This is a genomic window from Pseudonocardia xishanensis (genome assembly GCF_039541715.1).
Lineage (GTDB): Bacteria > Actinomycetota > Actinomycetes > Mycobacteriales > Pseudonocardiaceae > Pseudonocardia > Pseudonocardia xishanensis.
Genome location: NZ_BAABGT010000002.1, coordinates 36,124 through 59,141 on the forward strand (window position 1 = coordinate 36,124; position 23,018 = coordinate 59,141).

The 23,018-nt window shown below is 70.5% G+C and carries 23 protein-coding genes; 6 read left to right on the top strand and 17 right to left on the bottom strand.

Features of this window, described 5'->3' with window-relative positions; translation table 11 throughout:
• Window positions 1-49 precede the first annotated feature (49 nt).
• The 8 genes from ABD993_RS00190 to ABD993_RS00225 all read right to left on the bottom strand — a co-directional run bounded on the left by ABD993_RS00190 (window position 50) and on the right by ABD993_RS00225 (window position 6,696).
• A complete protein-coding gene (locus ABD993_RS00190) occupies window positions 50-649 on the bottom strand; it encodes a hypothetical protein (protein WP_345411416.1) in 600 nt (199 codons plus the stop codon).
• A gap of 19 nt (window positions 650-668) precedes the next feature.
• A complete protein-coding gene (locus ABD993_RS00195; protein WP_345411418.1) occupies window positions 669-1,130 on the bottom strand; it encodes a hypothetical protein in 462 nt (153 codons plus the stop codon).
• A complete protein-coding gene (locus tag ABD993_RS00200; RefSeq protein ID WP_345411420.1) occupies window positions 1,127-1,390 on the bottom strand; it encodes a hypothetical protein in 264 nt (87 codons plus the stop codon). The genes ABD993_RS00195 and ABD993_RS00200 overlap by 4 nt, the downstream gene beginning before the upstream one ends.
• A gap of 15 nt (window positions 1,391-1,405) precedes the next feature.
• The gene (locus ABD993_RS00205) at window positions 1,406-1,627 is read right to left on the bottom strand and encodes a hypothetical protein (protein WP_345411422.1); all 222 of its coding nucleotides are present in this window, start codon (window positions 1,625-1,627) and stop codon (window positions 1,406-1,408) included.
• A complete protein-coding gene (locus tag ABD993_RS00210; protein WP_345411424.1) occupies window positions 1,624-2,514 on the bottom strand; it encodes a hypothetical protein in 891 nt (296 codons plus the stop codon). The genes ABD993_RS00205 and ABD993_RS00210 overlap by 4 nt, the downstream gene beginning before the upstream one ends.
• Complete coding sequence (locus ABD993_RS00215) at window positions 2,511-5,795, bottom strand: FtsK/SpoIIIE domain-containing protein (RefSeq protein ID WP_345411426.1); 3,285 nt, start codon at window positions 5,793-5,795, stop codon at window positions 2,511-2,513. The genes ABD993_RS00210 and ABD993_RS00215 overlap by 4 nt, the downstream gene beginning before the upstream one ends.
• 190 nt (window positions 5,796-5,985) lie before the next feature.
• Window positions 5,986-6,270, bottom strand: coding sequence for a hypothetical protein (locus tag ABD993_RS00220; protein ID WP_345411428.1), 285 nt, complete (start codon window positions 6,268-6,270; stop codon window positions 5,986-5,988).
• Window positions 6,271-6,303: 33 nt separating this feature from the next.
• Entirely contained in the window at window positions 6,304-6,696 is a 393-nt protein-coding gene (locus tag ABD993_RS00225) for a hypothetical protein (protein ID WP_345411430.1), read from the bottom strand.
• 379 nt (window positions 6,697-7,075) lie between these two features.
• On the opposite strand from ABD993_RS00225, the gene ABD993_RS00230 reads away from it, so the two are divergent.
• Window positions 7,076-7,921, top strand: coding sequence for a helix-turn-helix domain-containing protein (locus tag ABD993_RS00230; RefSeq protein ID WP_345411432.1), 846 nt, complete (start codon window positions 7,076-7,078; stop codon window positions 7,919-7,921).
• A 7-nt stretch (window positions 7,922-7,928) separates the two neighbouring features.
• On the opposite strand, the gene ABD993_RS00235 is transcribed toward ABD993_RS00230, so the two are convergent.
• The gene (locus ABD993_RS00235) at window positions 7,929-8,129 is read right to left on the bottom strand and encodes a DUF397 domain-containing protein (protein WP_345411434.1); all 201 of its coding nucleotides are present in this window, start codon (window positions 8,127-8,129) and stop codon (window positions 7,929-7,931) included.
• 1,064 nt (window positions 8,130-9,193) lie between these two features.
• On the opposite strand from ABD993_RS00235, the gene ABD993_RS00240 reads away from it, so the two are divergent.
• The 3 genes from ABD993_RS00240 (at window position 9,194) to murD (ending at window position 12,434) form a co-directional block, all read left to right on the top strand.
• Window positions 9,194-9,361: a hypothetical protein gene (locus tag ABD993_RS00240; RefSeq protein WP_345411436.1), complete on the top strand. Its 168-nt coding sequence runs from the start codon at window positions 9,194-9,196 to the stop codon at window positions 9,359-9,361.
• Between the two features lie 459 nt (window positions 9,362-9,820).
• Window positions 9,821-11,146 (top strand): MurL-like N-terminal domain-containing, encoded by a 1,326-nt coding sequence (locus ABD993_RS00245; protein ID WP_345411438.1) that lies wholly within the window; start codon window positions 9,821-9,823, stop codon window positions 11,144-11,146.
• Window positions 11,121-12,434, top strand: coding sequence for a UDP-N-acetylmuramoyl-L-alanine--D-glutamate ligase (gene murD / locus ABD993_RS00250; RefSeq protein ID WP_345411440.1), 1,314 nt, complete (start codon window positions 11,121-11,123; stop codon window positions 12,432-12,434). The genes ABD993_RS00245 and murD overlap by 26 nt, the downstream gene beginning before the upstream one ends.
• Window positions 12,435-12,438: 4 nt before the next feature.
• On the opposite strand, the gene ABD993_RS00255 is transcribed toward murD, so the two are convergent.
• The 8 genes from ABD993_RS00255 to ABD993_RS00290 all read right to left on the bottom strand — a co-directional run bounded on the left by ABD993_RS00255 (window position 12,439) and on the right by ABD993_RS00290 (window position 21,754).
• Entirely contained in the window at window positions 12,439-14,889 is a 2,451-nt protein-coding gene (locus ABD993_RS00255; protein WP_345411442.1) for a hypothetical protein, read from the bottom strand.
• A gap of 222 nt (window positions 14,890-15,111) precedes the next feature.
• Window positions 15,112-16,701 (bottom strand): type IV secretion system DNA-binding domain-containing protein, encoded by a 1,590-nt coding sequence (locus tag ABD993_RS00260; protein WP_345411444.1) that lies wholly within the window; start codon window positions 16,699-16,701, stop codon window positions 15,112-15,114.
• 284 nt (window positions 16,702-16,985) lie between these two features.
• Window positions 16,986-17,417 (bottom strand): hypothetical protein, encoded by a 432-nt coding sequence (locus tag ABD993_RS00265; RefSeq protein WP_345411446.1) that lies wholly within the window; start codon window positions 17,415-17,417, stop codon window positions 16,986-16,988.
• Window positions 17,418-17,436: 19 nt separating this feature from the next.
• Complete coding sequence (locus ABD993_RS00270; RefSeq protein ID WP_345411448.1) at window positions 17,437-18,615, bottom strand: OmpA family protein; 1,179 nt, start codon at window positions 18,613-18,615, stop codon at window positions 17,437-17,439.
• A gap of 293 nt (window positions 18,616-18,908) precedes the next feature.
• Window positions 18,909-19,763 carry a hypothetical protein gene (locus ABD993_RS00275; RefSeq protein ID WP_345411450.1) on the bottom strand — a complete coding sequence of 285 codons (855 nt, stop codon included), beginning with the start codon at window positions 19,761-19,763 and terminating at the stop codon, window positions 18,909-18,911.
• A 15-nt stretch (window positions 19,764-19,778) separates the two neighbouring features.
• On the bottom strand, window positions 19,779-20,426 hold the full coding sequence (locus ABD993_RS00280) for a hypothetical protein (RefSeq protein WP_345411452.1): 648 nt from the start codon (window positions 20,424-20,426) through the stop codon (window positions 19,779-19,781).
• Entirely contained in the window at window positions 20,413-21,171 is a 759-nt protein-coding gene (locus ABD993_RS00285; RefSeq protein ID WP_345411454.1) for a hypothetical protein, read from the bottom strand. The genes ABD993_RS00280 and ABD993_RS00285 overlap by 14 nt, the downstream gene beginning before the upstream one ends.
• A gap of 61 nt (window positions 21,172-21,232) precedes the next feature.
• Window positions 21,233-21,754, bottom strand: coding sequence for an RNase H family protein (locus tag ABD993_RS00290; protein WP_345411457.1), 522 nt, complete (start codon window positions 21,752-21,754; stop codon window positions 21,233-21,235).
• Window positions 21,755-21,931: 177 nt separating this feature from the next.
• Between ABD993_RS00290 and ABD993_RS00295 the strand changes: the two genes are divergently transcribed.
• Together ABD993_RS00295 and ABD993_RS00300 are read left to right on the top strand one after the other, a co-directional pair.
• Window positions 21,932-22,531: an RNA polymerase sigma factor gene (locus tag ABD993_RS00295; protein ID WP_345411459.1), complete on the top strand. Its 600-nt coding sequence runs from the start codon at window positions 21,932-21,934 to the stop codon at window positions 22,529-22,531.
• Entirely contained in the window at window positions 22,524-23,009 is a 486-nt protein-coding gene (locus ABD993_RS00300; RefSeq protein WP_345411461.1) for a hypothetical protein, read from the top strand. The genes ABD993_RS00295 and ABD993_RS00300 overlap by 8 nt, the downstream gene beginning before the upstream one ends.
• Window positions 23,010-23,018 lie beyond the last annotated feature (9 nt).

A 23,018-nucleotide genomic window follows, 5' to 3' on the forward strand; every position in this document is an offset into this window, starting at 1 on the left:
GGGCCGTGACGAGATCGTCGCCCCTGCTCGGCTTCGGTGTACCCATCGCTCAGCCCACTATCGCCGCGGCCTGCGCCGCGGCGGACGGCGAGAGCAGGTCGTCGCTCAAATCCATGGCGTTGACCGCGCACATGAGCAGGACGTTGTCCACCGTCATCCGGCCCGTCGGATGGTCGACGACGACGAAGTCCCGTGGAGCGGATGGCAGGACGTCCAGGACGACCGTGTAGATCACCCCCAGGGACTGGGCGGATCCCCCGCTCAGACGCATGTCGAGCTGGTCCGCGAGCGTCAGGTGCGGCGCGAAACTCGTCATGAACATCCCAGCGAAGAGACCGATGTGCGCGATCAGCTCCCAGTCCCCTCGCCGCTGGGCCGCCTCGGCCGCGCGGCCCAGCCATCGCCAAGGCTGGTCGACGTCGGCCTGGCCGGTGGCGGCCGCGTGTCGCACGTTGTCCTCGACCGACAACGCGCCGCCGGCCGTCGCGATGTCGAGCACGGCGGCGCGGGTCCTCGGGTCGCTGCCGATGGCCTCCTCGAACCGCGAGAGAAGCGTGGCGAGACGTCCGAGGTCGTCGTCGGTGATCGTCGCCGGCGCGACGGGGACCGGCGGGACCCCGCGGTTGGTGCGCTTGCCGAACAATGCCATGAGCTACTTGACCTCCACCTCAGGTGGCGCGTCGTGCGCCGTCGAACGAGAGCGTCGCCATCCATGCCGTCACGGCGGCTGCCACGGCGACCAGCCATGCGATCAGGACCCCGCCGAGCGCAGCCACCGAGTCGAGGCAGTCGCCGGCACCGCACAGCCCGCCCTGGAGCGCCCGCGCCACCGCGACCACCGTCGAACCCACCACGACGACGGCGAGCAGCCGCACGAAGCCCTTCGCCCGGAACCCGATCGACGCCACGGTGGTCACGAGGCCGAGGGCGAGGGCGTCGCCGAGGAGGACGTCGGACGGCAACGACTCGTAACGGTCCGGCAGTGCCTGCCACCATCCGTCGTCGAGCGGCGACGGCACCGGCAGGATGAGCCATGCCACGAGCGGGAGCAGGAGGGGGACCACAGCGAGCAGCCGGGCGCGGCGGACGACGATCCGCCCGACCCCGCTGAGTCCTGCGGAACCGCTCACCGGAGGTAGGCCTCGAGCTCGCGGGCCTTGCGGTCCAGGTACGGCTTCAGCTCCGAAGCCGCCTGGTCGAACCTGCGGATCGAGGCGACGGTCTGGTCCAGCCGCTCCTCGAACTTGCGCCGCCCCGCGTCGTCCCAGTCCGTGCGGGCCAGGCCCAGTTTCATCGACTGGACGGCCTGCGCGATCTCGCGCTGGGCACGGTCGATCGTCTGGCGCAACCGCTTCAGGTCGTCCGGGTTGGCGTGCACACGCCCGGGCATGGTTCTCCTTGGGGTTCAGAGCTGTGCGAGCATCCGCTCGACCTGCGACAGCTCGGCCTCTGCCCTCTGCAGGGCGACGCCGAACCGCGACTCGGCGAGTGCTAGCGGGGACAGAATCCGGTTCTGGAGCGCGCGGAAGGCCGCGTCGTTCCAGACGGCGACGGCATCGTCGATCGCCTGGTTGCGGCGGGCCGTGCTGTCGCGCAGCGCCTCCGCTGCCCTGGCTACGGCGGTCATCGGCGAACCAGTGCAGGCACGGTCGGCCGTCCCGTCTGCTGAGCCACCCAGAACCGGTGTCGACCGTTCTCGCTCAGCTCGTAGCGACCCCCCGGCCGGGCTTCGAGCACGATCGCGTCCGACCCCAGGAACCCGCTATAGGTGTCGCTGTAGCTGCGGGTGCCCATGCGTCCTTCGGCCGCGTCCAGGCTCGCGAAGTACTCACTCCCCTCTCCCGCGCGGAGAGCGGGGAGGACGACGTCGTCGAAGGCCGAGAACGCCCAAGCCATGTCCTCCGGCGAGTAACCCTTGCCGAACTGGTCCCGGCCGGTCACAGGGTCCGGAACGTCGACGAGATCGAGCGCGACGAGCTCGAATCCTTCGGGAAGCCCACCGATGTCACGCCCCCCGCCTCCCGACGGTCGCTGCGCTGACACCGGTCCGGCCGAGGACGACCCCGGCCCTGCGGACGCCACCGCCCGCAGGCCCACGGAGCTCAGATAGGCCTCGAGCTCGGCGCCCTTCACCGACGTCATGGTGCGACCTGGGGTGATCAGCGCGGCCGCTTCGGACCGGAACCGGACCCGGCTCGCCGCGAGGTCGCGAACCGCGCGCTCGGCCATCGAGACCGCGCGCCGAGCCACCTCGAGGCCATGCTGCTCCTGAACGACCCGTGCCTGCTCGGCGGTGCATCTCGCCTCGGGCTCCGCACGGCACGCCCGCAGATCCGCTTCGGCCCGTTCGAGATGTCGCTGTCGGTCGGCTTGCGCGGCCGCGGCATCCGTGGCGATCCGCCTCGCGGCGACCAGCGCGGCGTCGGCGGCCACCCCGGCCTGAGTCTCGTAGGCGGCGAGTGCCCGGCCCACCGCCGCCACCGCCTCGGTGTGGCTGCGGGCAGGCCCGGTCATCGGCCGACCACGTGATCGAGCCAGTCCTGCGTGGGCGCGGCGTACGCCCGCACCTTGGTGCGGGTGCTGCGGTCCTGGTCGTCGAGCACTAGCTGCTCCGCCGGGATCCCGGCCGCGCTCTCGTCGTCGATCAGGACGCGGCTGTCCTCCGCCGACATCCGTCCGGCGAGCCGGACGGCGAACTCCCGCTGCGCCTCGCGGCGAAGACGCCGTTCGAGACCGGCGCGCTTGTCGGTCCAGGCGACCACGTGCACCCCGACGTCCGGGCCGTCGACGAGGATCCGGTGCAGGAGTGCGTGGGGTCCGTCGTCCGAGTAGTCGTCGACGTCCAGGTCGCGCGCTCGATGCAGCCCACAGACGACGAGCAGAACCGGCGCGGCGCGGAGCTCCGATCGTTCGGTCCGCTCCGCGACGAGATCGGCGAGCTCGCGGAGGCGGCCCGGCAGCCCGTTCCGCCGGGTCGTCGTCACCGGACCGCCGAGGGGCGCGATCCGCTCCAGCGTGGCGGGCCACGCCTCGCCGGCGGCAGCGAGATCGAGAACGTGGATACGCCCTCCCCCGGACGCGCACCCCACGATCGTCAGCGCCAGGACGGCACGGGCCCGCTCCTCGTCCGCGACGACCAGGAGGTTGCCGCCGGCCTCCCGGCGCAGCTCCAGCGCCACCGGACCACCGAGCGTCATCGGCAGCCCGACGGGCACTGCGACGGCGGTCGAGGAGACCGCGCCGCGGAGCGCGGCAATCGTGGTGTCGTCCGGCTCCGAGAGGCGGCGGCTCTCGAACACCGCGGGACGCGCGGTGTGGCCACGACCATCGGCCAATGCGCGAAGGGCGCGCACCAACTGCTCTCGCTCCTCAGCATCGGAGAAGACCGCCTGGAAGCGCTCGTTTGCGTCCCGGAGCCCGCCTCGTCGATTGAGGATCCCCTCGCCAGGTCGGGTCAGCAGGCGTGCGTCGGGGTTCTCCTCGCCGAGGATGATGCGGCTGTCGGCCTCGTCCGACTGGAGGGCGACACGCACCGGGACCAGCCGTAGCGTGTGCTTCCCGAGGGCGATCATCCCGTCGAGCGTCTGGGACGCGAGCAGTGCGTGGATCCCGAAGCCGCGCCCCTGCCGGATGATGCGGTCGAGCAGGCGCCCGGCCTCGCTCGCGATCGCGTCGTCGACCGTGAAGAGCATGTGGAACTCGTCGATCACCACGAGCGTGCGTGGCATCGGCTGCCCGGTGGTACGGCGGTAGCCCGCCAGCTCGACCTGCTCGCCGCCCGTACGGCGCAGGATCTCCCCACGCCGCTCCAGCTCCTGCTCGATGCTCCGCAGCACCGACAGCGCGAACTCGCGATCGGACTCGACGGCGACCACCTTGGCCTGCGGCAGCCCCCCTGCCGCGTACACCTGGAACTCGACACCCTCGCGCATGTCGACCAGGTAGAGCTCCAGCTGGTCCGGGCCGTACCGGCGCACCAAGGACCCGAGGATCGCGTGCAACATCACCGATTTGCCAGCACCGGGTCGCCCGCCCAGCAGCGCGGACGGGAACTCGGAGGCAAAGGTCAGCTCGCCGACCTCAGCGGCGCCGACTCTCCCGAACGCTGCAGAGATCCCGGAGGTGCTGTCGCCCCGCCACCAGCTCAGCACATCCGCCGGGTCGGCCAGCGGTGCCGGGGCGCGGAGGCCGCGCTCGGCGGCCTTGCGCTCCGCAGCCAGGGCGAGCCGATGCAGACCCTGCACCCCGACCCGGACGTCGTCGACGGTCGCCAGGCCACGACCGATGTGGGCGATCAGCGCCTCGACCACACGCGGGTCGGGGTCCGGATCCGGCCGGAACACCAGTGGCGCCAGCACCGACTGAAGGAAGGGGGTCGCGCCGGCCGCCAGGCCCGACACGACGTCCGAGGAGCAGCCACGCAGGTCTTCGATGCCCTCGGTCAGCGCGGTGGGGCCGAGGGCGGTGAGCCCTCTGACGAGCGCTCGGTCGAGCACGGCATCCCGGTTCAGGGTGGGCAACTGCGCGCCCAGCGTCTGAGCGACCTGCTCGGCGTCGCCCGCCGGAGCGACCACCACGGTGAAGACGCCGCAGCGCGGGCCCGCCTCCACGATCTTGTTCAGCCGGTCCAGGACGTCCTCGTCCCGCGATCCGTCCGGACGACGGAACCCTCGCGGGAAGTCGTAGAGCATGAGGAGGCGATACGGCTCGGCGACCTCTCCCGCCGCGGCGTTGTAGTCCGTGAGCGTGGTGTACGTCCCGCCGAGATACTTCTGCGTGACGAACGTCAGGTGGTCCTCGATCTCGGCGAGCAGCTGGCCGAGCTCGCGAGCGTCCGTGCGCACCTTGTTGCCGATCACTCGGACCGCGTCGTCGCCCAGCGCGAAGATCGGGCGCACGCTGTCCCCCAGCGCCTGCGGGTCGAAGACGTCGGCGCGGAGGCGACCGGCAGGCAGGAGCGCGAGCATCCGCAGCAACAGCGACGTCGCGGTGCCGGGATCGTCCGTGATCAGCCCACCATGCCGGTCCAGGTCGATGATCAACGGGATCCGGTTGGGCACGGTGCGTAGGACGAGGCGGGTGACCTGTCGGTTCCGTACGGACGGCGCCGCCATGCTGAGCATCACCGCGCACTCCGGTCGCTCGAGCGCTCCCACGGCCAGCCGCAGCGGACCGACCCCTGCTCGCGGAACGGCGTCGAGCAGGCGGAGGTCGTCAAGGCCGCCGGTGCCCGCCGGGAGGACGACTGCCCGCGAGGCGCGATCGACTGCCTCGCTCCGCTCGCCCAGTGCCCCGTCGAGCTCGGCGACGATGCGAGCCCGGTAGCGGTCGAACGCCTCCTCGGCTGCGCGGTACTCGACTCGCTCGCGGGCCTTGAGCACCTCGGCGACCGCCGCGGCGGCCAGCCATCGGGCTTGGTCCCGCTTCGACTGGCGGAGCGGGACGTAGGCGCGTGCCACTGTGTCGATCATGCGTTCGGCGGCGTCGATCCACTCCGGGATCGTCTCGACCGGCAGCGGGGTCACCGCGCTGTTCATCTCGACCGCGGCGCCCCATCGGCGAGTGAAGGCCTCCGAGAGCTCCGCGGCGACCCCACGGGCCCGGCGGAGGTCGTCCGCGAGAGTCGGGTGCCACGCACGGCATGCGTCGGCCGCCGCGGCCACGAGTTCCTTCATCGCGGCGTCGACGACCGCTGAGGCCTGCGCGATATCGGGCCCGGTCCGCGCCAGTGTCTCGAGAGTGGAGAGGTCTTCCATTCGAGCCCGCGGGGAGACTCCGGCCTCGTCGATCGTCACGTGGGCTCCACGCGTCCTTTCTCCTCGGGGGGTGTCCGCATCACGGACTCGTTTCGACGGAATCCGGGCGACAGACACACTGGATGCCGACCTACTCGGCGCCGTGTCGATGGTCGTTACCGCTGGAATGGTGTCGGGCGATCACCGGACGAGCGATATCCCGTCGCAATGACGCAATCGAAGTCCGCGGTCAGGTTCGATCGGCGGCCCCTTCGGCTTCCAACCGTCGACGACGCTCGGCCGCCTTCTCGTTGAACACCACGCGCGGTTCCGGTCGGCCGCGAGCGAGCCACAGCACGAGGGTGACGGGCCACACGAGGGAACAGAGCGCCGCGGTGACGGTCCAGCCCAGCCCGAACCCATCCGGTCCGAGCACCTTCATCCCTCGCCATATCCCGATACCCGCCCTGGCCCGGAGGACGAACCCGGACACGAGCACCCCGCCCAGGAAGACGAGCCAGAAGACTGCGATCACACCGCTCGACATGTCCTTCTCTCCAGGAGACATCTACTCGTCACGGAACTCGCCGAACCGGCGGCCCGCGTCGATCACCATGACACGGAACTTATCCAGCTCCTGCTCCATCACGGGCACGGACCGCACGTCCCACCCGGCGACGAGGGAAGCGACGTTCCAGGGCATCCCCTCGTCGGAGCCGATATAGGCCTGGGTCTGCTCCCACGCCCAGGCAGCGTCGTTCTGCAGCATCGGCGACCGCGCCGTCAGCCCGAGCATCGAGGTGATCCTGCCAAGCAGACCCACGGTGTTCTCACGATCGTTCGGGTCGACCCCCGAACGATCGAACACGTCGTCGACGTAGTCGCGGAACCACTCGATGTCGAGGTGCGTGGGCGTCGGCTCGATCCGAGGAACGGTCGGCCTGCGCGAGAAAATTCCCATGACCCTACTTGCGCCCCGATCCATTGCACTCGATGCAGACGCGTCGACCCCGGCAGGTGTCGCACACGCTCGTGATGATTCCACCGGTCTTTCCCGAGCCCGAACAACGGGGGCATCGCCCCTTGCCACGGCACGACTGACACGCACCCATTCCGGCCCCCTTTGGACAAACTGACGATGATTCCGGACGCTCTCGGGTCAACCCTGCTTCGCGGGCCACCCCCGTTCCGTTACTTGCTGCACGGTTCGGGTCCATTGCCAGGCGGACACCTGGTGGTCTTCCCCTCGCAGACCCCACCACTGCGACTGCAATTTGCAGAGGGCAAGTTGCAGCACAGTATGCTGTACCCAGCCCGACGAGACAAGGAGGGGGTGGGTGATGGCACGCAACGCCGTGGTCGGCAGGCTGCGCCTCGCCTCGGGCCTTCGGCGACATCGACTGTCGGCGGGACTAACCCTCGACGACGTCGCACAGCGGCTGGAGTGCTCGCCCGCCAAGGTCAGCCGAATGGAAACGGGAGCGGTGGGCGCCAACGTCCAGGACGTCCGGGCGATCGCCGAGCTCCTCGGGCTCGGGGACGCCGAGCGCGAGCTCATGACCGAGCTGGCACGCGAGGCCCGCAGCCGTGGCTGGTGGCAGGAGTTCGCGGACGTCGTCCCAGCCGGTTCTGCGACCTTCTACGGGCTCGAGGACGGAGCGGCCCGCATCGAGCAGCACACGACCTCGCTCGTCCCCGGCCTCCTGCAGACGCGGGGGTACGCCCGCGCCCTCCTCGAGTCGGCTAGCGCGGCCGGGTCGGCTGTGGTGGAGCGGCGTCTCGAGCTGCGGATGCGCCGCCAGCAGGTGCTCAGTCGGCAGGATCGGCCAGCCGTAACCGTGCTGCTGGACGAGGCGGTGCTCCACCGTCCGGTCGGTGGACTGGCGGTCATGGCCGAGCAGCTGAGCAGCCTCCTCGCCATGTCCAGTGCGTCCACGGTCGACCTTCGGATCCTGCCGTTCAGCGCCGGCGCCCACGCCTCCGCCGGCGTGGGCTTCTCCCTATTCGGCTTCGACGACAGAGTACCGCCGGTCGTGTTCGCCGAGCAGCTGTCACGCAACCTCTTCGTCGACGACCCGGGTGAGGTGCAGATCTACCGTCGGTCCCTGATGGACAGCACAGAGAAGGCGCTGGCGCCGGAGGCGACCAGAGACATGATCTCCGGCCGACTCCGCGCGTTGCGCTGACGGGGGCTCACCGCGGCAGCTCGAACTCGCCACCGTGGACGCCGCGCAGGAACACCGCCCACTCGACCGTGCTGAACCGCAGGATCGGGCCGTCGGGGTCCTTGGAGTCGCGGACGTGCACAGCGATCGCGGAGATCGCGACGTCGACGCAGGTCTGGTCGGAGCCCTGGCTGTAGCTGCTGCGCTGCCAGGTCGGCTCGTGGTTCACGGGCGGGTCCCTTCGTCCGACGGCGACCGGGCGGCGCCGTCACAGCAGGGACGGCGCTGTTCTGAGGCTGGTTCGGATCCGACGAAGAATTTCCACCGACAGCGCCCGCGCCTAAACCAGGCGAGCGGGTTGGAGGTTGGTGTGATGACCGACCGGCGCAGTGGGCACACAGATCGCAGGCTTCGCCCGGTGGCGCTGGAAAACCTTGAACAAGTGGTCGATAGTAGCAATAACTGCCTCGTCGTCTATATCTCCCAGCCCATATTGAGAGGCTGGTCCAGGCCCATAGCTGCGATACGGACATTGATAATTCGTAGCGCATCCATCTTCTGGTGAATGCTCTCAGTCGAGTACGCTGCCGCGACACCAGACAGCTGGCAGACATTCTTTAGCGCGGTCACATCTAGAGCATCGGCCCTTATGAGACTTTCAACGATCTCTTGCGCGCAATGCAAGAGATATATCGAGGGAGCATCGGCGACTGCCCACTGAGCAAAGCTCCGCAGACTGACAGGCCAATCCCCTCCAACTACTTCTGAGATCTTAGCTTCAGGCGGCCAACTCACTCTGGATTCACCTCTCACGCGCTCGATTCAGCAAGACAATCGACTAATGCTATGATTATGATGTCAATGACCGACCGCGTCAATCCCTAACCGAGCACCCTGCGGGAGCGATAAGTGCCAACAACCGTTTACACATCTACAGGCGCGCATCCTGGATCGGCGCCCGGGAGCACTCAGCCTGCATACCGGGCATGGGCAGATGCACTAGTTCAGCGGCATGCGAGTGGGATCGGCGAGCTTGAGGCGACTGCCTCCAGTCTCCGAGCTACGTCAGCAATCGCAAGACTCGAACCCATTGCGTCATATACGCAAGCGCAGCTAGTAGACGCCTCTGACCTCTTCGTCGCGACCAGCTCAGACTTGCTAAGGCTCTACTTCCCCCCTAGATGGTCAGAAGACCTGCTCGATCATCTGTCCGACCGACGTTTCGAGAGAGATCTCGTTGAAGAACTCGTTCTTCCTTGCGTCGCGCCATTAGTAGACATTACAGTATCCAAGATGGCCGAGGTGCTCGCATCGACGCCACCGGACATCTTGAACGCCATTCATGAATTTTTCTCCGCCGACATCGCATTGTACGTTGGAAGCCTTAACCGGCTATCCGTCCAGACCTTGTCGGAAGATTGGGAGATCATCATCCCAGACTCCCTCATCAAAATGACCTAACACGTTCGATTCAGTCGAACTCTAGAATGCTCAAATCGATACTTCATCTCAAGCGAATGATTATGCAGTTAAGATGTGCCAACCTATGCCCCTTCTGGGCTTCCGGGAGTCGCCCCGAAACCAGCCTCAGCCTCCGTGGGTGCCGGTCCGGCCTCAGCGGCCCAACGATAGACTCCTGTCGATGCCATCCCCGGTCGCGATCAACCCAGTCGGTAACACCCACCGCGAGGTGGGCGGGCAGTTGCCTGCCCTTGCCTGGCCCGCACCGGAAGGTGCAGCACTCAAAGTCTCCGCAACCCTCGCGGTGGCGGCGTTGCAGCTCATGGAGGCCGGCGTGGCGGAACGATGCGTTCACCTCACAACCGTCTGTACCGCCCCGGGCTCGGGCCTCCTCTGCTGTTGCGTCACAACGAACAGCGGTCGTCTCGTTCGCGCCGCTGGTCTCAGCGAGGGTGTCGCATGAGCCATCGAGCCGAACGGTTCACCTACGTGGGCTTCGACGTTGAGCCCGGACACAATCGTCTGACGTGTCGATACAGGCTCGACGACCGCGAGTTCAACGAGACGTTCAACTTTCCTGGCGGCGGTGACTGGACACAGCCCGCGGTGGCCGAGGCGGCGCGTCTCCTCTTCCTCCTTGCCGGGATCTCATACTACAAGGCGGGCGCACCGCCGGTGATCGATCTCGCAAGCACGGCGGTCACCCCGCTCGAGCGGAAGATGCTGCTCCGCTACCACCTGGATGGGCTCGGAGAATTCGCTCACCGCAACGAGCTGGACCTGTCCGCTCTGCAGATCGTCGGGCCGGAGCGTACCCGCGACACCCCCACGCCATACCTCGCCAAGCCTGGCCGTCCACTGATCCCGTTCGGCGGTGGGCTTGACTCGATTGTGAGCGTCGAGCTCATCCGTCCACGGGCGGACGACCCCGCGTTGTTCGTCGTCAACCGCCCCGGAGACCGCTTCGCTGCCATAGAGGAGCCCGCCGCCCTCACAGGCCTCCCGGTGGTCCGCGCCGAACGCGTCCTCGACGGGCAGATCCTGCGCTCGCGCGAGCTCGGCTTCCTCAACGGGCACGTGCCCGTCACCGGCATCATCTCGGCGATCGCGCTGGTCGCGGCGGTGCTCGACGGGCGTGACGCGGTCGTCATGTCGAACGAGTGGTCGGCCTCCTCAGCGACGCTCGTGGTCAACGGGCGTCCACTGAACCACCAGTACTCCAAGAGCGCCGAGTTCGAGGCAACCCTTCGGGCGGTCGTGGCTGAGGCGCTCGGTGCGCCTGACTACTTCTCGCTGCTGCGCCCGTTCAGTGAGCTGTGGATCGCCCGCGAGTTCGCGACAGACCTGAGGTACCTGCACCACTTCCACAGCTGCAACCGCGCCTTCCACATCGACCGGTCGACCCGGCAGTCGCAGTGGTGCGGCCGGTGTGACAAGTGCTGCTTCATCGACCTCGTGCTGGCTCCGTTCGTGCCGGCGGAGCAGCTGCGGCAGGTGTTCGCCGGGACCGAGCCGCTCGCCGAGCCCGAGCTACTCGGCACGTTTCGCAGGTTGTTGGCGCTCGACCCCGACGCCAAGCCCTGGGAGTGCGTGGGCGACGAGGCCGAGTGCCGGGTGGCAGCCCGGCTGGCAGGCGAGCGTCCTGACCGGCGCGGCAACCCGATCCTCAAGGCGCTCGTCAGCGCGTCCGAGGGCTTCATCGATCCGTCCGTCGAGACCCTGCTGGCCCCCCTTTCCGAACATCACATCCCGGACCGGTATGCGCCCGACGCTCTCCTGGGCTGACCTGCCGGGCCGCCGGGTCGGGGTGCTCGGGCTCGGCCGCGAGGGCGAGGCGAACGTCCGCGCCTGTCGGGTCCGCGACATCGAGCCGGTGCTGGTGGACGACCGGCCGCGCGCTGCGGGCGTGTTAGCGACCGGAGCGGGAGGGCTCGAGGCCCTCCTCGACTGCGACGTGGTGATCAAGACTCCCGGGGTCTCGCCCTACGGGCCGACCGTACGCGCGCTGGCTGCGGCGAAGGTCCCGGTGGTCGGCGGGCTGGGGTTGTGGTTGGCGGGCGCCGACCGCAGTCGAGTCGCCTGCATCACCGGGACCAAGGGCAAGAGCACGACGACCGCCATTGCCGGGCATCTGCTGACCCGGCTCGGTTACCGCGCGCTGGTGGGCGGCAACATCGGCGTGCCACCTTTCGACCCGCCTGTCGGCGCGGACTTCGACTTCTGGATCATCGAGGTCTCCAGCTACCAGGCGGTCGACGTCCCGGTCAGCCCGCCGGTGGTCGCCGTGACCTCGCTGAGCCCGGATCACCTGCCTTGGCACCGCGACGATCCCGAGACGTACTACCGCGACAAGCTCTCGCTCGCCGCCCAACCGGGCGCCGAGCTCACCGTGGCCAATGGGGACAGCGCGCTGCTACGCGAACGGCGGGCGCTGCTCGGGCCGCGTGTGCGGTGGGTGCACGAGACCGACGACGCCGGGGCGACCTGGATGCAGCCGTTGGGCCTGCTCGGGGGGCACAACCGCCGCAACGCGCTCATCGCCCGGGAGGCGCTCTCCGCGCTGGGCGTGCCCGAGGCGGACGACCCCCCGGCGCTTGGTGCCGCGGCAGAGGGGTTCGGCGGGCTGGAGAGCAGGTTGCAGGTGATCGGTGAGATCGACGGGGTGACGTTCGTCGACGACAGCCTATCCACCAACGTGTTGCCTGCTCTCGCGGCGGTGGACGCCTTCGCTGACCGACGCGTCGCGCTGATCGTCGGGGGCCAGGACCGGGGAATCGACTATCGGACCCTCGGCGAGGGACTGCGCCGGCGCACCACCCCGCTGCTGCTCCTGGCTATTCCGGAGAACGGCGGGCGGATCCTCGACGCCGTCACCGCCGCAGGGGCCGGTCGATTCGTCACGGTCCGAGCAGCGCCGGACCTCGCCTCGGCCACCCGCGCGGGCTTTGATTGGGCCCGGAGCGACGGCGTGGTTCTGCTGTCTCCCGCGGCGGCCAGCTTCGGGGTGTTCCGCGACTACCGGCAGCGGGGCGAGGCCTTCGCCGCCGCGATGGCGGCCTGCGGCGACGCCTGAGACTTCAGTCCGGCAGCCCCAGCTCCTTCAGTCCCTCCCGGGCGATGGCCGCGGCGTCGCCCTTCGAGCCCTGAACCTGCAGCAGGCCCAGCTTCGTCAGGGTCCGCGCCGACTTCGCGATGTCGCCGGGAACGGGGCGAGCCATCCGAATCCGCAGGGAGGCCACGGCCTGGTCCAGCCCTTCCAGGTATGTCGCTTGGGGGTCATCGGTGGTGGCGTACAGCAGCGCGTAGTACGCCCACGTGGCGATGCCCGCCTGGGAGGCCGCCGTCAAAGGGCTACCTGTCGCGTAGAAACGCTGCCGAAAGGCCAGCGTCTGCCGGTAGACGGCCTCGGCGATGCCAAGGTGCTCGGGAGCGCGTTGCGGTTCGAGCTGAGCCAGCTTGATTCGGACACCGGCCCGGTTGAACAGCGCGCGATCCACGAGGGGGTGCCCCTCGGGCAGCATCGAGCGCCGTCGTTCCCACGAGCCGTCAAGCTCCGCGGCGATCTCGCGGTACTCGGCGATCTGCTCCGGACTGCCCTCGGCCAACCCACTGGCCTGGCGCTGACGAAGCAATGCCCCGATCGCTCGGTGCTTCTCCTTCTCCACCGAGGGTCCGCGGCCCCGCAGCATCACGGCTCGCGCGAGGGCCGCCTCCGCCTCCCGGAACTCCTCGGGGCGTGGCCGGCTGCTGCGTTGGTTGACCTCGCGGGCCCGGGCGTGCAGGCAGTCAGCGAGTGCCCCCGCGAGCTCCGAGCCTGGTTCGGGCGCGATGTGGGTCAGCAGCTTCTCTGCCTCTTGGTAGGTGGCCAGCGAGTCCAGCAGGCCGTCGTGAAACTCCTGAAGGGCGCCGAGCCGGGCCAGAGCCAGGCTGTCGCCATGACCTCGCAGGGCGTTGACGAGTTGGGCGGTGAGGTGGGTGTCGCCGAGCCCGACCAGCGCCTCGAATGCCAGCGGGCTCTCCAGCACGTCCGACGCAGCCAGGGCCGGCGCCTGTGATCTGCTGCGGATGACGCGGCCGAACACCCGGTGAAGGGCGAAGGTGTCGTCCGTCGACGCGGTAAGCAGCCCCGCGGCGCGAAGCTGTGCCGCCACGCCGGGTTGCAGCCGGTCCGCCACAGCTTGCGTGATGGAGTCCGGAGGCAGGAAGGCCAATCGTTCGGCCATTTCACACCAGGACGGATGCAGTGCCCTCAGCCGCTCCCAGTAGACGCGCGCCCCCGCCTCGACGTCAGGCACGGACGAGACGGGCAGCAGTTCGAGCGCCCGGTCGTCGAGCGCGGCGAGGGCGGTGAACGCGCCGAGCAACAGAGGACTTCCGGCAGTCACGCGGCCGAGCGCGTCGTTGACGTCATCGAGATCCTCGGCGTCGAGCGGGGCCAACGGCACCGCGGTGCCTCCCGGCCAGAGACCGGGGTCACCGGTCGTGGTGACGACGAGAATCTGGTTGTCGCGCGGTTCCGGTAGCCGCCGCAGCGGCTCGGGGCCCTCGTTGGCGTTGTCGAGCACCACCACCCAGTCACCGGTCGTGCCGGCAAGCCGGTCGAGGGCGGCGTCCGCCAGCTCCGCCTCGATTCCGGGATCGAGGTCGGTCATCTCCTGCCCACGCTCGGCGAGCTCGGCTCTGGCGAGGGACGCCTGATAGGTACGACGGCTCTCACCCGCAAGGAGCCAGCCGAAGCCGTGGTCGGCGGCGACCGCGAACTGGCGCGCCAACGTGCTCTTGCCGGTGCCCTCCGGCCCGTGCAGCACGATCGTCCCGCGCCCGTGCGTGGCAAGCGTGCCGCGCACGCGGGCACGGGAGGGGAAGGTCCAGGCACCGGGCAGTAGTGGGACCGCGAGCCGGTTACGCAGCGCGCCCCGCCGGGCGGGCGGGGGCAAGGGCATGTCCCCGAGCCGTTGCCGCACGGCGACGTCGACGACGTGCACATCGTCGTACCGGTCACTGAGGATGAGCTCTGTCAGCGCAGCCGACGAGCGCTCCATCGAGGGGTCCGACGATCCGGCGGCCGCGGTCGTCGGATCCAGGAAGAGCACGTCCTGCTCGTCGACGAACAGCTCCCGGTCCAGCACTCGGCCGACACCGGCCTCCGAGGTCAACGCGACACCCATCGGCAGGTCGGCGGCGCCGGGTGCGCTGCCCAGCTGGACGAGGAGCGCGGCGTGGGCCGACGCCCGGCCGCGGAGAAGCACCAGTGAGGTGTCCAGGTCCTCGTTGAGCAGCGCCGCCGCCAGCAGCAGCGCCAGGTCCAGGCAAGTGCCCGAGCCCGAGTTCCGCCACAGCCACTCGGGATCGCGGACCCGCTGTCCCTCGGCAGGGTGCCAGGCGGGCGCGGTGTAGCTGATCCCGTGAGCGGCGTAAGCGGCCCATAGACCAGACGCCACGCGGCGGTCGGTCTCGTACCCGTCAGGGCCGACCGAGCGAGCCCGCAGGCCCAGTGGGAAAGCATGCGGAAGCCGCTCCTCCAGCACCGCGGGGACCACGAACCTGGCGATCCCGCCGTACCCGTCCCGGTGCAGGTCCGGCTGTGCCGGCGCGGTCCAGATCGGCCACTGCTCGTCCGCCATCGCCGGAGCCCCCCATGCCGTGCGCCCGAGGGCGTCGCCCTGATCGTCTTCCGCAAGAAGACCCGAGGGCGCCGGGGCCCGGCAACACTCCGTCGCCAACAGGCGTCTGGGCGTGGCTGGACGGTATCAGCCGAGTGACTTACGGTGTGCGGTCCGCAACTGTGTGCCATCGTCGGGCCCCCGGCCGGGCGGACCCGCGCCGATGACGACCTCGCCGTCGACGGCAACGGCGACCTGGTGCGGCGGCAAAGTGCTCAGCTCGTCCCGGGACAGGGCGGCAAGGCGGCTAGCGACGTGCACCGCGTCCTGCGTCCCCAGCCTTAGGGTCGCGACTGTGCCCGCGTTCGTGAGCAGCGCCGCTCGCAGCTCCGGCGCCAGCAGGCTCGGTGACTGGCTTGCCAACCGTAGTTGGACCCCGTACTTGCGGCCCTCGGCCAGCAGCTCACTGCACAGCCCCGCCGGCATCCGGTGCGCCTCGTCGAGAACGACGTCGAGGCCCCCCGACGGTGGCCCCTCGCGCCGCACGAGGCCCCAGATCCGCCGCAGCACGAGCAGGCTCACCACGGTCGCGCCCTCGTCGCCCAGCGCGCTAGCCGGCGCCGCGACGAACAGCGACCGGCCGCTGCGGATCCCGTCGACGTCGACGGTCCCGTCCCGGGTCTCGACGACCCGCCGCATCCCCGGGTGCCGCAGCAGCGGCTCCAGCTTGCTGAGCAGCCAGGTTCGCGCGTGGCTCTCCCGGTCGGCGTCCATCATCCGGACCGCTTCCCAGAGATCTCTGGTCACGGCGGGATCGCCGATCCGGGCGAGCACCTCAGTCCGCCAATCCGGGCCTTCCGAGGACCGGGGCGAGCGTGGGGCTGCAATGTCAGGCAGCCGGGTCAGCGGCCACGGCCCACGGGGGTCGAGGATCAGCGGGAGCAGCAGGCTGTGCATGCTGCGCCGGAATACCGGGCCGAACCATTGTCGGTCGGCGTCGGCCCAGCAAGCTTGGATGGAGTCGAGCAGCTCGGTCGCCCACTCCCGAGGATCGGCGTCCATGGGCGGCCGGGTGAGGTTCCAGCGCGGCGGCTGCTCAATGTCACCGAAGTCCACGCAGCTCGCCGGCTGATCCAGGGCCTGCGCCGACACCGCGGCTCGGGCCGCGAGGTCTCCGTGAGGGTCGATGACGACCGTCGTCCGACCTGCGGCGAGCCGGTCCTCGACGAGCGCCTCCAGCAGCGTCGTCTTGCCCAGACCGCTGCCGCCGAACAGCACGGTGTGCGGCGGCGTGCGAGCCGCAAGCCGCGCCACAATCGATGCCGGCGGGACCGCTTCGCGACTCGGCCACGCCCCTGGGAGTAGCCCGACAGCCGCGAGGCAACGGCCGGCCCGAACCGCCGTCAGCGCGAGCGGCTCGCCGTCCCCTCGGTGCGGGACGGCCACCAGCTCGCCCGGCCCGCGGCTAAGGGCGGCGGCGAGCGCGTTCGCGTAGACAAACGCGGCTGGACCGGTGGAGGACACGGCGAGCACGCCGATCCCGAGGCCGCGCTGGGACAGCGTCACCCGCACCGGGACTGGGCCGTTCCGCACCCCGCGCCAAAACGGAAGCAGCAAGTCGGGACCCCAGATCGCCTCAGCCTTGTCGGCCGGCTCGGTAGACGCGGTCCCGGCGACGACGTCCGCCGCGACCGGCAGGGTTGACAGCTCCTGGGCGGGCGCGTCGGCCCAGCTCACCCAGGGCAGTGTCGCGCCCAAGGCAGCAGTGGCGGCCTCCACGGCCAGCTCGGTCGACGCCGAGTCGATTCCGGCGACCTCGAACCGAGCCGACACCGGCTCGCCTCCGCCGGCCTGGATCGTCCAGGTCCACCGAACCGGCACGGGCAGCTCCAGCAGGACCCCGGCCGCAGACGCGGCGGCCCGGAAGAGCGGCAGGTCCGGCTCCCCCGCGCTGCTTACGGCGAGCGCGCGGCGGCAGTCAACCGCGAGGAGCCGGGGCGCAGGCCCGCTGGCGAGCTCGGTCATCGCGCACCGCCGAGCAGACCGCGTGCCGCACCGAACAACCAGGTCACGAGGCCGGCGCCCGCGATCACAATGATCGCTGCCGGTAGCCCGTGGTCCTCGGCGATCCCGCCGAGCTGGGCCGCGAGCCCGGCCAGGGCCAGCACGAACAGCGTCACCCGCTCGGCCACGACCAGCCCGACCACCGCCGCCACCATCAGGGTCACCAGGACGGCCGGCGGCAGTGGGAGCCAGCCATTGGCTGCGGCGTCGAGCAGGCCCCAGGTGGCGGCGACGAGGGCGAGCCAGGTCGCCACCAACGGTCCGGCCGGCGACCGGAACCGCATCATCGCGGCGCCCGGTCGGAAGCGCAGGGGGCGGCCGCGCAGCAGGACCGCGAGCAGGCCGCCGAGGAACAGGAGCGGCAGGAGGGCCGAGAGCAGGGTGGTCACGAGGACTCCTCGGTTCGGTTCAGCAGGAGGTTGACGGGCCGGACAGGGTGAGGCGGACCGTGCGGTTGAGCTGGCGCGCGGCCGGGTCGCCGGCGTCGGGCACGTAGCCGTCGAAGTCGCTGCCGACGCCTTCGACATGCAACCGCCCGGCGGCCACCCCGAGCCCGACGAGCGCCTGCGCTACCGCCTCGGCCCGTCGGCGGCTCAAAGCCACTTGGCCCGCGGAGTCGCCGACTCGGGCGGTGGTGCCCACGAGGTCGGCCCGCCGCCCGGCGTCGCCGCGCAGCCAGTCCGCCACCCCGGCGAGCGCCGCGGCCGCGCCGGTCGGGTCGCGCAGCTCGGCAGAGTCGGCGACGAAGCCGAGCGCGGAGGCGTTGTCGAACACCAGCCGTCGGCCGGCGCACAGCGACGGCTGCGCGATCTCGGCCAGCGGCACGGTGCGGGTGGTAAACGGGGTGATCGGGCCGTCGCCCTGACGCGGCGCGGGATCAACGGTCACGATCGCCCCGCCGCGCCGCAGCACCTCGGTCCAGATCGCGGAGACGTTGTCCCGCATCGCTGCAGGCAGCGGCTGCTGCGGCGCCGCGGTGTATCCGACGCCGACGAGTTCATAGCTCAGCCCGTCGGCCCGCGGCAGCTGGCCGGAGCGCTCGAGGTGGTCGGCGACCTCGGTGGGGTCGGCCCCGGCCCAGCCCGGCTCGGTCAGCTTGAGCGGCCCGCTGTCCGGGAGCATCGGGTCGAGCACCACCACGGTCGCGTGACCGCCCCCTGCGGAGACGGCGAGATCGTGGGCGATGCCCAGTGCACTCACTACGTCCGCGCCGTCACTGTCCGGGTGGAGTCCGCGGACTGCACTCACCACCGACCCGGCGGCGGCGTTGATGTCCTGGGTGAGCGCGGCCGAGTTGCCGGTGCGCAGGGAGAACACTTTGCCGGCCAGCCGCGGATCGACCTCAGGGGTGCCGTCGACGCCGACCACCCCGATCGGCCGGTGCGCCGCGATCGACGACCGGATCAGGCAGCCCAGGCTCGCCGGGATGTCCGGCAGCGGCGCGTTCGCGTGTGCCCCCACCACTAGGACGAGGGCGCCCTCCGCGGGCGCGCAGTCCACACCGGTCGGGACGGCGGGCCCGCCGCAGGCGGCGAGGGCGGCGGTGAGCGCGGTCGCGGCGAGTGCCACGGGGACGAGACGGGACATGGGTCCTCCGGTTGGGTTCATGCGGTGGTCCAGCGGCGGCCGTGGCGGGGGCAGCGCAACCCCCATGAGCAGTCGAGACACAGTGCCGCCCCCGGGATCGACGAACCGGAGCAGGCGGCGCCGCGCGGGCAGGCGACCAGGAGCGAGTCGCATTGGCGGCAGCCCGTGCGGGTGCGGGTGCTGACGATGCGGAGTCGGGACAGGTCCATCGGGTCTCCGGTGTGCAGGGGGTAGGTGTAGGAAGAACCGCACCGGCGAGCCGGTGGTTCGCCGGCGCTGTGAACCCGCGGCGATCAGGGCTGGGGCAATGCGCCCCCGGTCGCCGATGGATCGGCGAGATGCTGGGCGATCCGGACCCGCGCCACCGCGCGGATGTGGTCGGCCACGGCCCGGCGGAGCTGCCTGGCCGTCTCGGCTGCGGGGTCAGCGTCGGTCATGTCTGCCGTCCGGGCCGCGACCGCGTCGAGCAGTCGCGCGTATGCCGCCTCGGCCGGTCCGAGTGCGGCCTCGACGCGGCGCAGCGCCGCTCGGGCCATCCGCAGGGCGCTGGCCTCCGGATTCGTCAGCCGGTACCCGCCGACAGCAGCGGCCGCCCCGGTGGCGAGGTACAGCGTGGCGAGCACGACCGCCATGACGTGGTGGGCCGAGGTGGCTCTGTCGATGGCATCGGGATCGGCTATCAGGTCGCCGGGGTTCAGGTCCGCGGCCGCCCAGCGCAGCCAGAACAGGCCGGCCCCGAGTAGCAGCCACGTCACGGTCAGCCCGAGCGCCTGCACCCAACCGTGCCCGACGGCCCGGAAGGTGCGCGCGTGGGCGCCCGCGTGCAGCGGCAGAACCGCGCTGAGCACGCCCAGCGCAACGGCGACGAGCCACGAAAGGATCTCGTCCTGGCCGATCAGCGGGTCGAGCGTGGTTTTGATGAAGACCAGGTCGGCTCCGAGGCTCATGGCGAGCACTACCGCCTCGACGACGACGGACCACAGCACCCGCTGCCAGCCGGCGTTGACCAGGTGCGGCGCGACCCAGCCGCGCGGCTCGGTCAGCCGACGCAAGGACTGACGACGGGGTCGGGTGGGCAGCGGAACCAGGGCGGAGCGGGCGGGAGGCTCGGCCGCGGGCGGCTCGTCGTCGGGAAGGGGGCGGGTCATCGTTGCTCCAGGTGCTCAGGCGGGCAGGACGGGCGGGCGGTGCAGGTCGTTCAGGTCGGAGGGCGCAGGCAAGGGACGCGGCTCAGCCGCCGCGGGGCCGACCGAGGCGAGGTCGTCGGGCTCGATCGCCGGCTCACGGCCCTGCAAGCGCGCGGTGTGCACCTCGACCTCGGCGTGCAGCCGGCGGCGGCGTTCGCGCAGGTCCTCCACCTCGTTCCGCGCGAGGTGGGCGTTGGCCACGTCGTTCGGCCGAAGCAGGCCCCGTTCGATGGCGGTGCCCTCACGCACCTCGTCGTCGACCAGGGCGAGCTCGGCGGCCAGCCGAGTGTCGATCATCTTGTCCGCGACGGCGAAGGTGCCCTCATCGAGCGCGCCTGCGGCGTGCAACTCGTCGATCCACTGCACGATCTCGAGCTCCCAGTCCGCCGCGTTCACGGGCGTCAGCGGCTTCGGGTGGCGCACGATGCGCAGCGAGTCCGGCCGGTCCACTTTGGTGAACGGCGCAGTGGCCTGAGACAGCCGGTCGGGGTCGACGAGCTCGGGGCGATCATCGGGGCGGTGGCGGCGGAAGGGCATCGGGTCCTCCGGGGCTGGAGTCATGAACGGGGATGTACAGAAGGGACGGCGCCGCGGCAGTCGCGGTTCGATGTCAGGCCAGTTCAAGCCATCGACCAGAGCCGGTGATCGTGGGCGGGGTGGGCTCAGTGGTCCAGGGCGACGTCGCGGTCGCCCACTCCGGCGGATCGACCGGGTGCCGGTCGTAGAGGTCGACGACGCGGGACCGTTCGGCGTGCTGGCGGACCAGTGCCCGCAGGTAGACGTGCAGTCGCCTGCGGTGGTGTTCCACCACCCGGAAGGCCTGGGTCCGGCCGAGCGCGTGCAGCATGTCGAGCTCGGCCCGGACCAGCTCGACATCCACCAGCAGGGCCCGACGGCGGGCGAGCACGGCGTCACGGTTCGAGCGGGCGGCCGCGAGGATGGTGGCGTGCCGGCGCCGGGCCCGGGTAGCGAGCACAGCCTCCGACGCGTGAGCCTCGGCCGGGCCGCGCACCGCCAGCTCCTCGGCCGAGGGCTCCTCGGGGAGTGTGTCGAGTCGCTCGGTGAGCTCCGCGAGGTGCTCCTCGACGTTCGCCAGCTCCGCGATCAGGCCTTGAAGCCGGGCCACCGCCGACGCGGAGTTCCGGTCGACGGCCCGTCGGACCGCCTGGCATCCTTCGCGGTTCTGGGCCGCCAGCCGGCGCATCCACTGGGTGTTCTCCTCGCGCTCGGGCAGGCCGCGGCGCCCGTCGCGGCGGCCGGCCCACCAGTCGCCCACGCGGATTGCGAGCCGGTAGCGCTGCAGAACGCGGATCCGATCGGCGGTCCGGACGTCGTCGGTCAGGGGGTTGGTGGAGCGGATGCGGGACACGGGATCTCCTCGGGTCGGGGGAAGCGGGGCCCGCTGGTGCGGGCCCCGCCGAGATGTTGGGTCAGGACGCCCGGCGGGGGGCCGGGATCCGCACATCGGCTGCGATGCGCTCGGCGAGCACAGCGATGTCACGGAGACGACCGCCGTTCTGCACGCACCGGCGGGCCTGCACCGCGAGCCGGTCCGCGGCCTCGTTGAGCGGATGCCCGGCGTGGCCCTTGACCCACCGCAGGGTCACCGCGCGGCCCTGCCGCTCCAGGCCGATCCGGTGCACCAGCCGGGCCGCCTCGCGGTTGCCCCCGGGGCTGGGCGGGAGGGCGATGACCCCGGTGCGGGCGGCATGGTCGAGCGCCTTGAGTGCCGGTCGACAGTCGCTGACCACGGTCACCGGGCGGCCGGGGTGTGCGAGCAAGGCAAGATGGATCGCGGCGAGCTCGGCGACCAGCGGCACCCGAGTGACGTGGGTGCCGACCTCGTACTGTCCGTCACTGTCGATCCAGGCGATCCCGCCGACCGGGCGACCGTAGTGGTGGCCGACCGAGGCGTCGGTGTAGACCTCGTGCTGCGCGAGCGAGAAGTTCACGGGCGGATCCCTTCGTCGGGCGGCTGCCGGGTGGCGCCGTCGCAGGGGGACGGCACCGCTCGCGGCCAGGTTCGGGATCCGACGAAGATTTTCTCGACTGATGACGGCGAGCAGTCGGCTGTGTAATCTGCCGCGGGCCCGGATCTCGCCGGGCGTCGTGCTCGGAAAGGGCGTGAGTTGGCGAGCGAGGTGTGGGAAGGCGGATCCGACGAAGAGTTCTTCGCCCAGCACGTCGGAATGAAGATCGAGGACGCCGCAGTCGTCGTCGGACGTGTCGCGCGACGCTACTTCGCGGGCGACGTACACATGATCGAGGACGTGTCACAGGACACGCTCGAGGAATTGTGGGCCGGCCCCGCACGATTGCCGGAGTACGAGCCGACAGCTTGGGTGTACTTCGTAGCCCGGCGCATTGCAGTCGACCTTCTCCGGTCCCGTCAGCGGGAACGGGACCGCGCGGTCCGGGAATTCCTCCTCCGCCCGCGCACTCAGCCCAGAGACATGGCGGAGGCCGTAGTCGCCCGGGTGTGGTCAGAGGGGATGGCGAAAATCTTGGAAGCGGCGATAGCCAGGTTACCGCCCGATCACCAGAGGATCCTTGGCCTGTGTCTTGACCCGGTGAAGGGCGACTTCCGGGCGATGTCGGAAAAGGAGCTGGCGACGGAACTCGCTGTTCCGCAAGGCACGGTGAAGAGCCGGAAGAACGCGGCGCTGCGCCGGTTGCGCGACGTTCTGATCGACTTGGGGGCACGACCGGAGAATGATCACGATGTCTGACCACTCACAGGACGACCTGGACCGGTTGCTCGGGATCGTCGACGCGCATCTTGAGGCCGACGAGCTGATGGCTGAGCCGGTGACCGAAGAGGAGCTCGCCGAGGCGCGCAAGCTGGTGGGCCGCTTTCACCAGCGTCGGGCCGTGCCTGACGACCTGGACCTGGAGCTGTTCCTGCTCTTGGCGGCCGAGGTCTCCTATCGCGACAACCCTGCGACGGAAGCCCCACGATCGGTCTCCGCGGTCGATCCGGCGACCGGTGGCCGGGTCGTCGTCAGGGCGGGGCGGGCAGCGGGCAGCTGGAACGTCCGGTTGGGCGGGGCATCGGCGGGTCGGTACCGCGTCACCCTCGCCTGGGGACAGGAGGTGGTAGCAGTCGAAATCGAGCTGCGCGACGGCATGACCGGGCAGGCAGTGATTCCGGCCGGGCCGCAGCAGTCCGCGCCCGACCGGGTGCGCGTCGAGCGTCTCGCGGGTTGACTCGCCACC

What these genes read in the sequence shown, in the direction of transcription:
- ABD993_RS00240 (WP_345411436.1), top strand. Translation starts at nt 9,194, where the DNA reads ATGGCCGAGGTGCTCGCATCGACGCCACCGGACATCTTGAACGCCATT.
- ABD993_RS00230 (WP_345411432.1), top strand. Translation starts at nt 7,076, where the DNA reads ATGGCACGCAACGCCGTGGTCGGCAGGCTGCGCCTCGCCTCGGGCCTT.
- ABD993_RS00210 (WP_345411424.1), bottom strand. Translation starts at nt 2,514, where the DNA reads ATGACCGGGCCTGCCCGCAGCCACACCGAGGCGGTGGCGGCGGTGGGC.
- ABD993_RS00300 (WP_345411461.1), top strand. Translation starts at nt 22,524, where the DNA reads ATGTCTGACCACTCACAGGACGACCTGGACCGGTTGCTCGGGATCGTC.
- murD (WP_345411440.1), top strand. Translation starts at nt 11,121, where the DNA reads ATGCGCCCGACGCTCTCCTGGGCTGACCTGCCGGGCCGCCGGGTCGGG.
- ABD993_RS00275 (WP_345411450.1), bottom strand. Translation starts at nt 19,763, where the DNA reads ATGACCCGCCCCCTTCCCGACGACGAGCCGCCCGCGGCCGAGCCTCCC.
- ABD993_RS00225 (WP_345411430.1), bottom strand. Translation starts at nt 6,696, where the DNA reads ATGGGAATTTTCTCGCGCAGGCCGACCGTTCCTCGGATCGAGCCGACG.
- ABD993_RS00245 (WP_345411438.1), top strand. Translation starts at nt 9,821, where the DNA reads ATGAGCCATCGAGCCGAACGGTTCACCTACGTGGGCTTCGACGTTGAG.
- ABD993_RS00205 (WP_345411422.1), bottom strand. Translation starts at nt 1,627, where the DNA reads ATGACCGCCGTAGCCAGGGCAGCGGAGGCGCTGCGCGACAGCACGGCC.
- ABD993_RS00190 (WP_345411416.1), bottom strand. Translation starts at nt 649, where the DNA reads ATGGCATTGTTCGGCAAGCGCACCAACCGCGGGGTCCCGCCGGTCCCC.
- ABD993_RS00200 (WP_345411420.1), bottom strand. Translation starts at nt 1,390, where the DNA reads ATGCCCGGGCGTGTGCACGCCAACCCGGACGACCTGAAGCGGTTGCGC.
- ABD993_RS00270 (WP_345411448.1), bottom strand. Translation starts at nt 18,615, where the DNA reads ATGTCCCGTCTCGTCCCCGTGGCACTCGCCGCGACCGCGCTCACCGCC.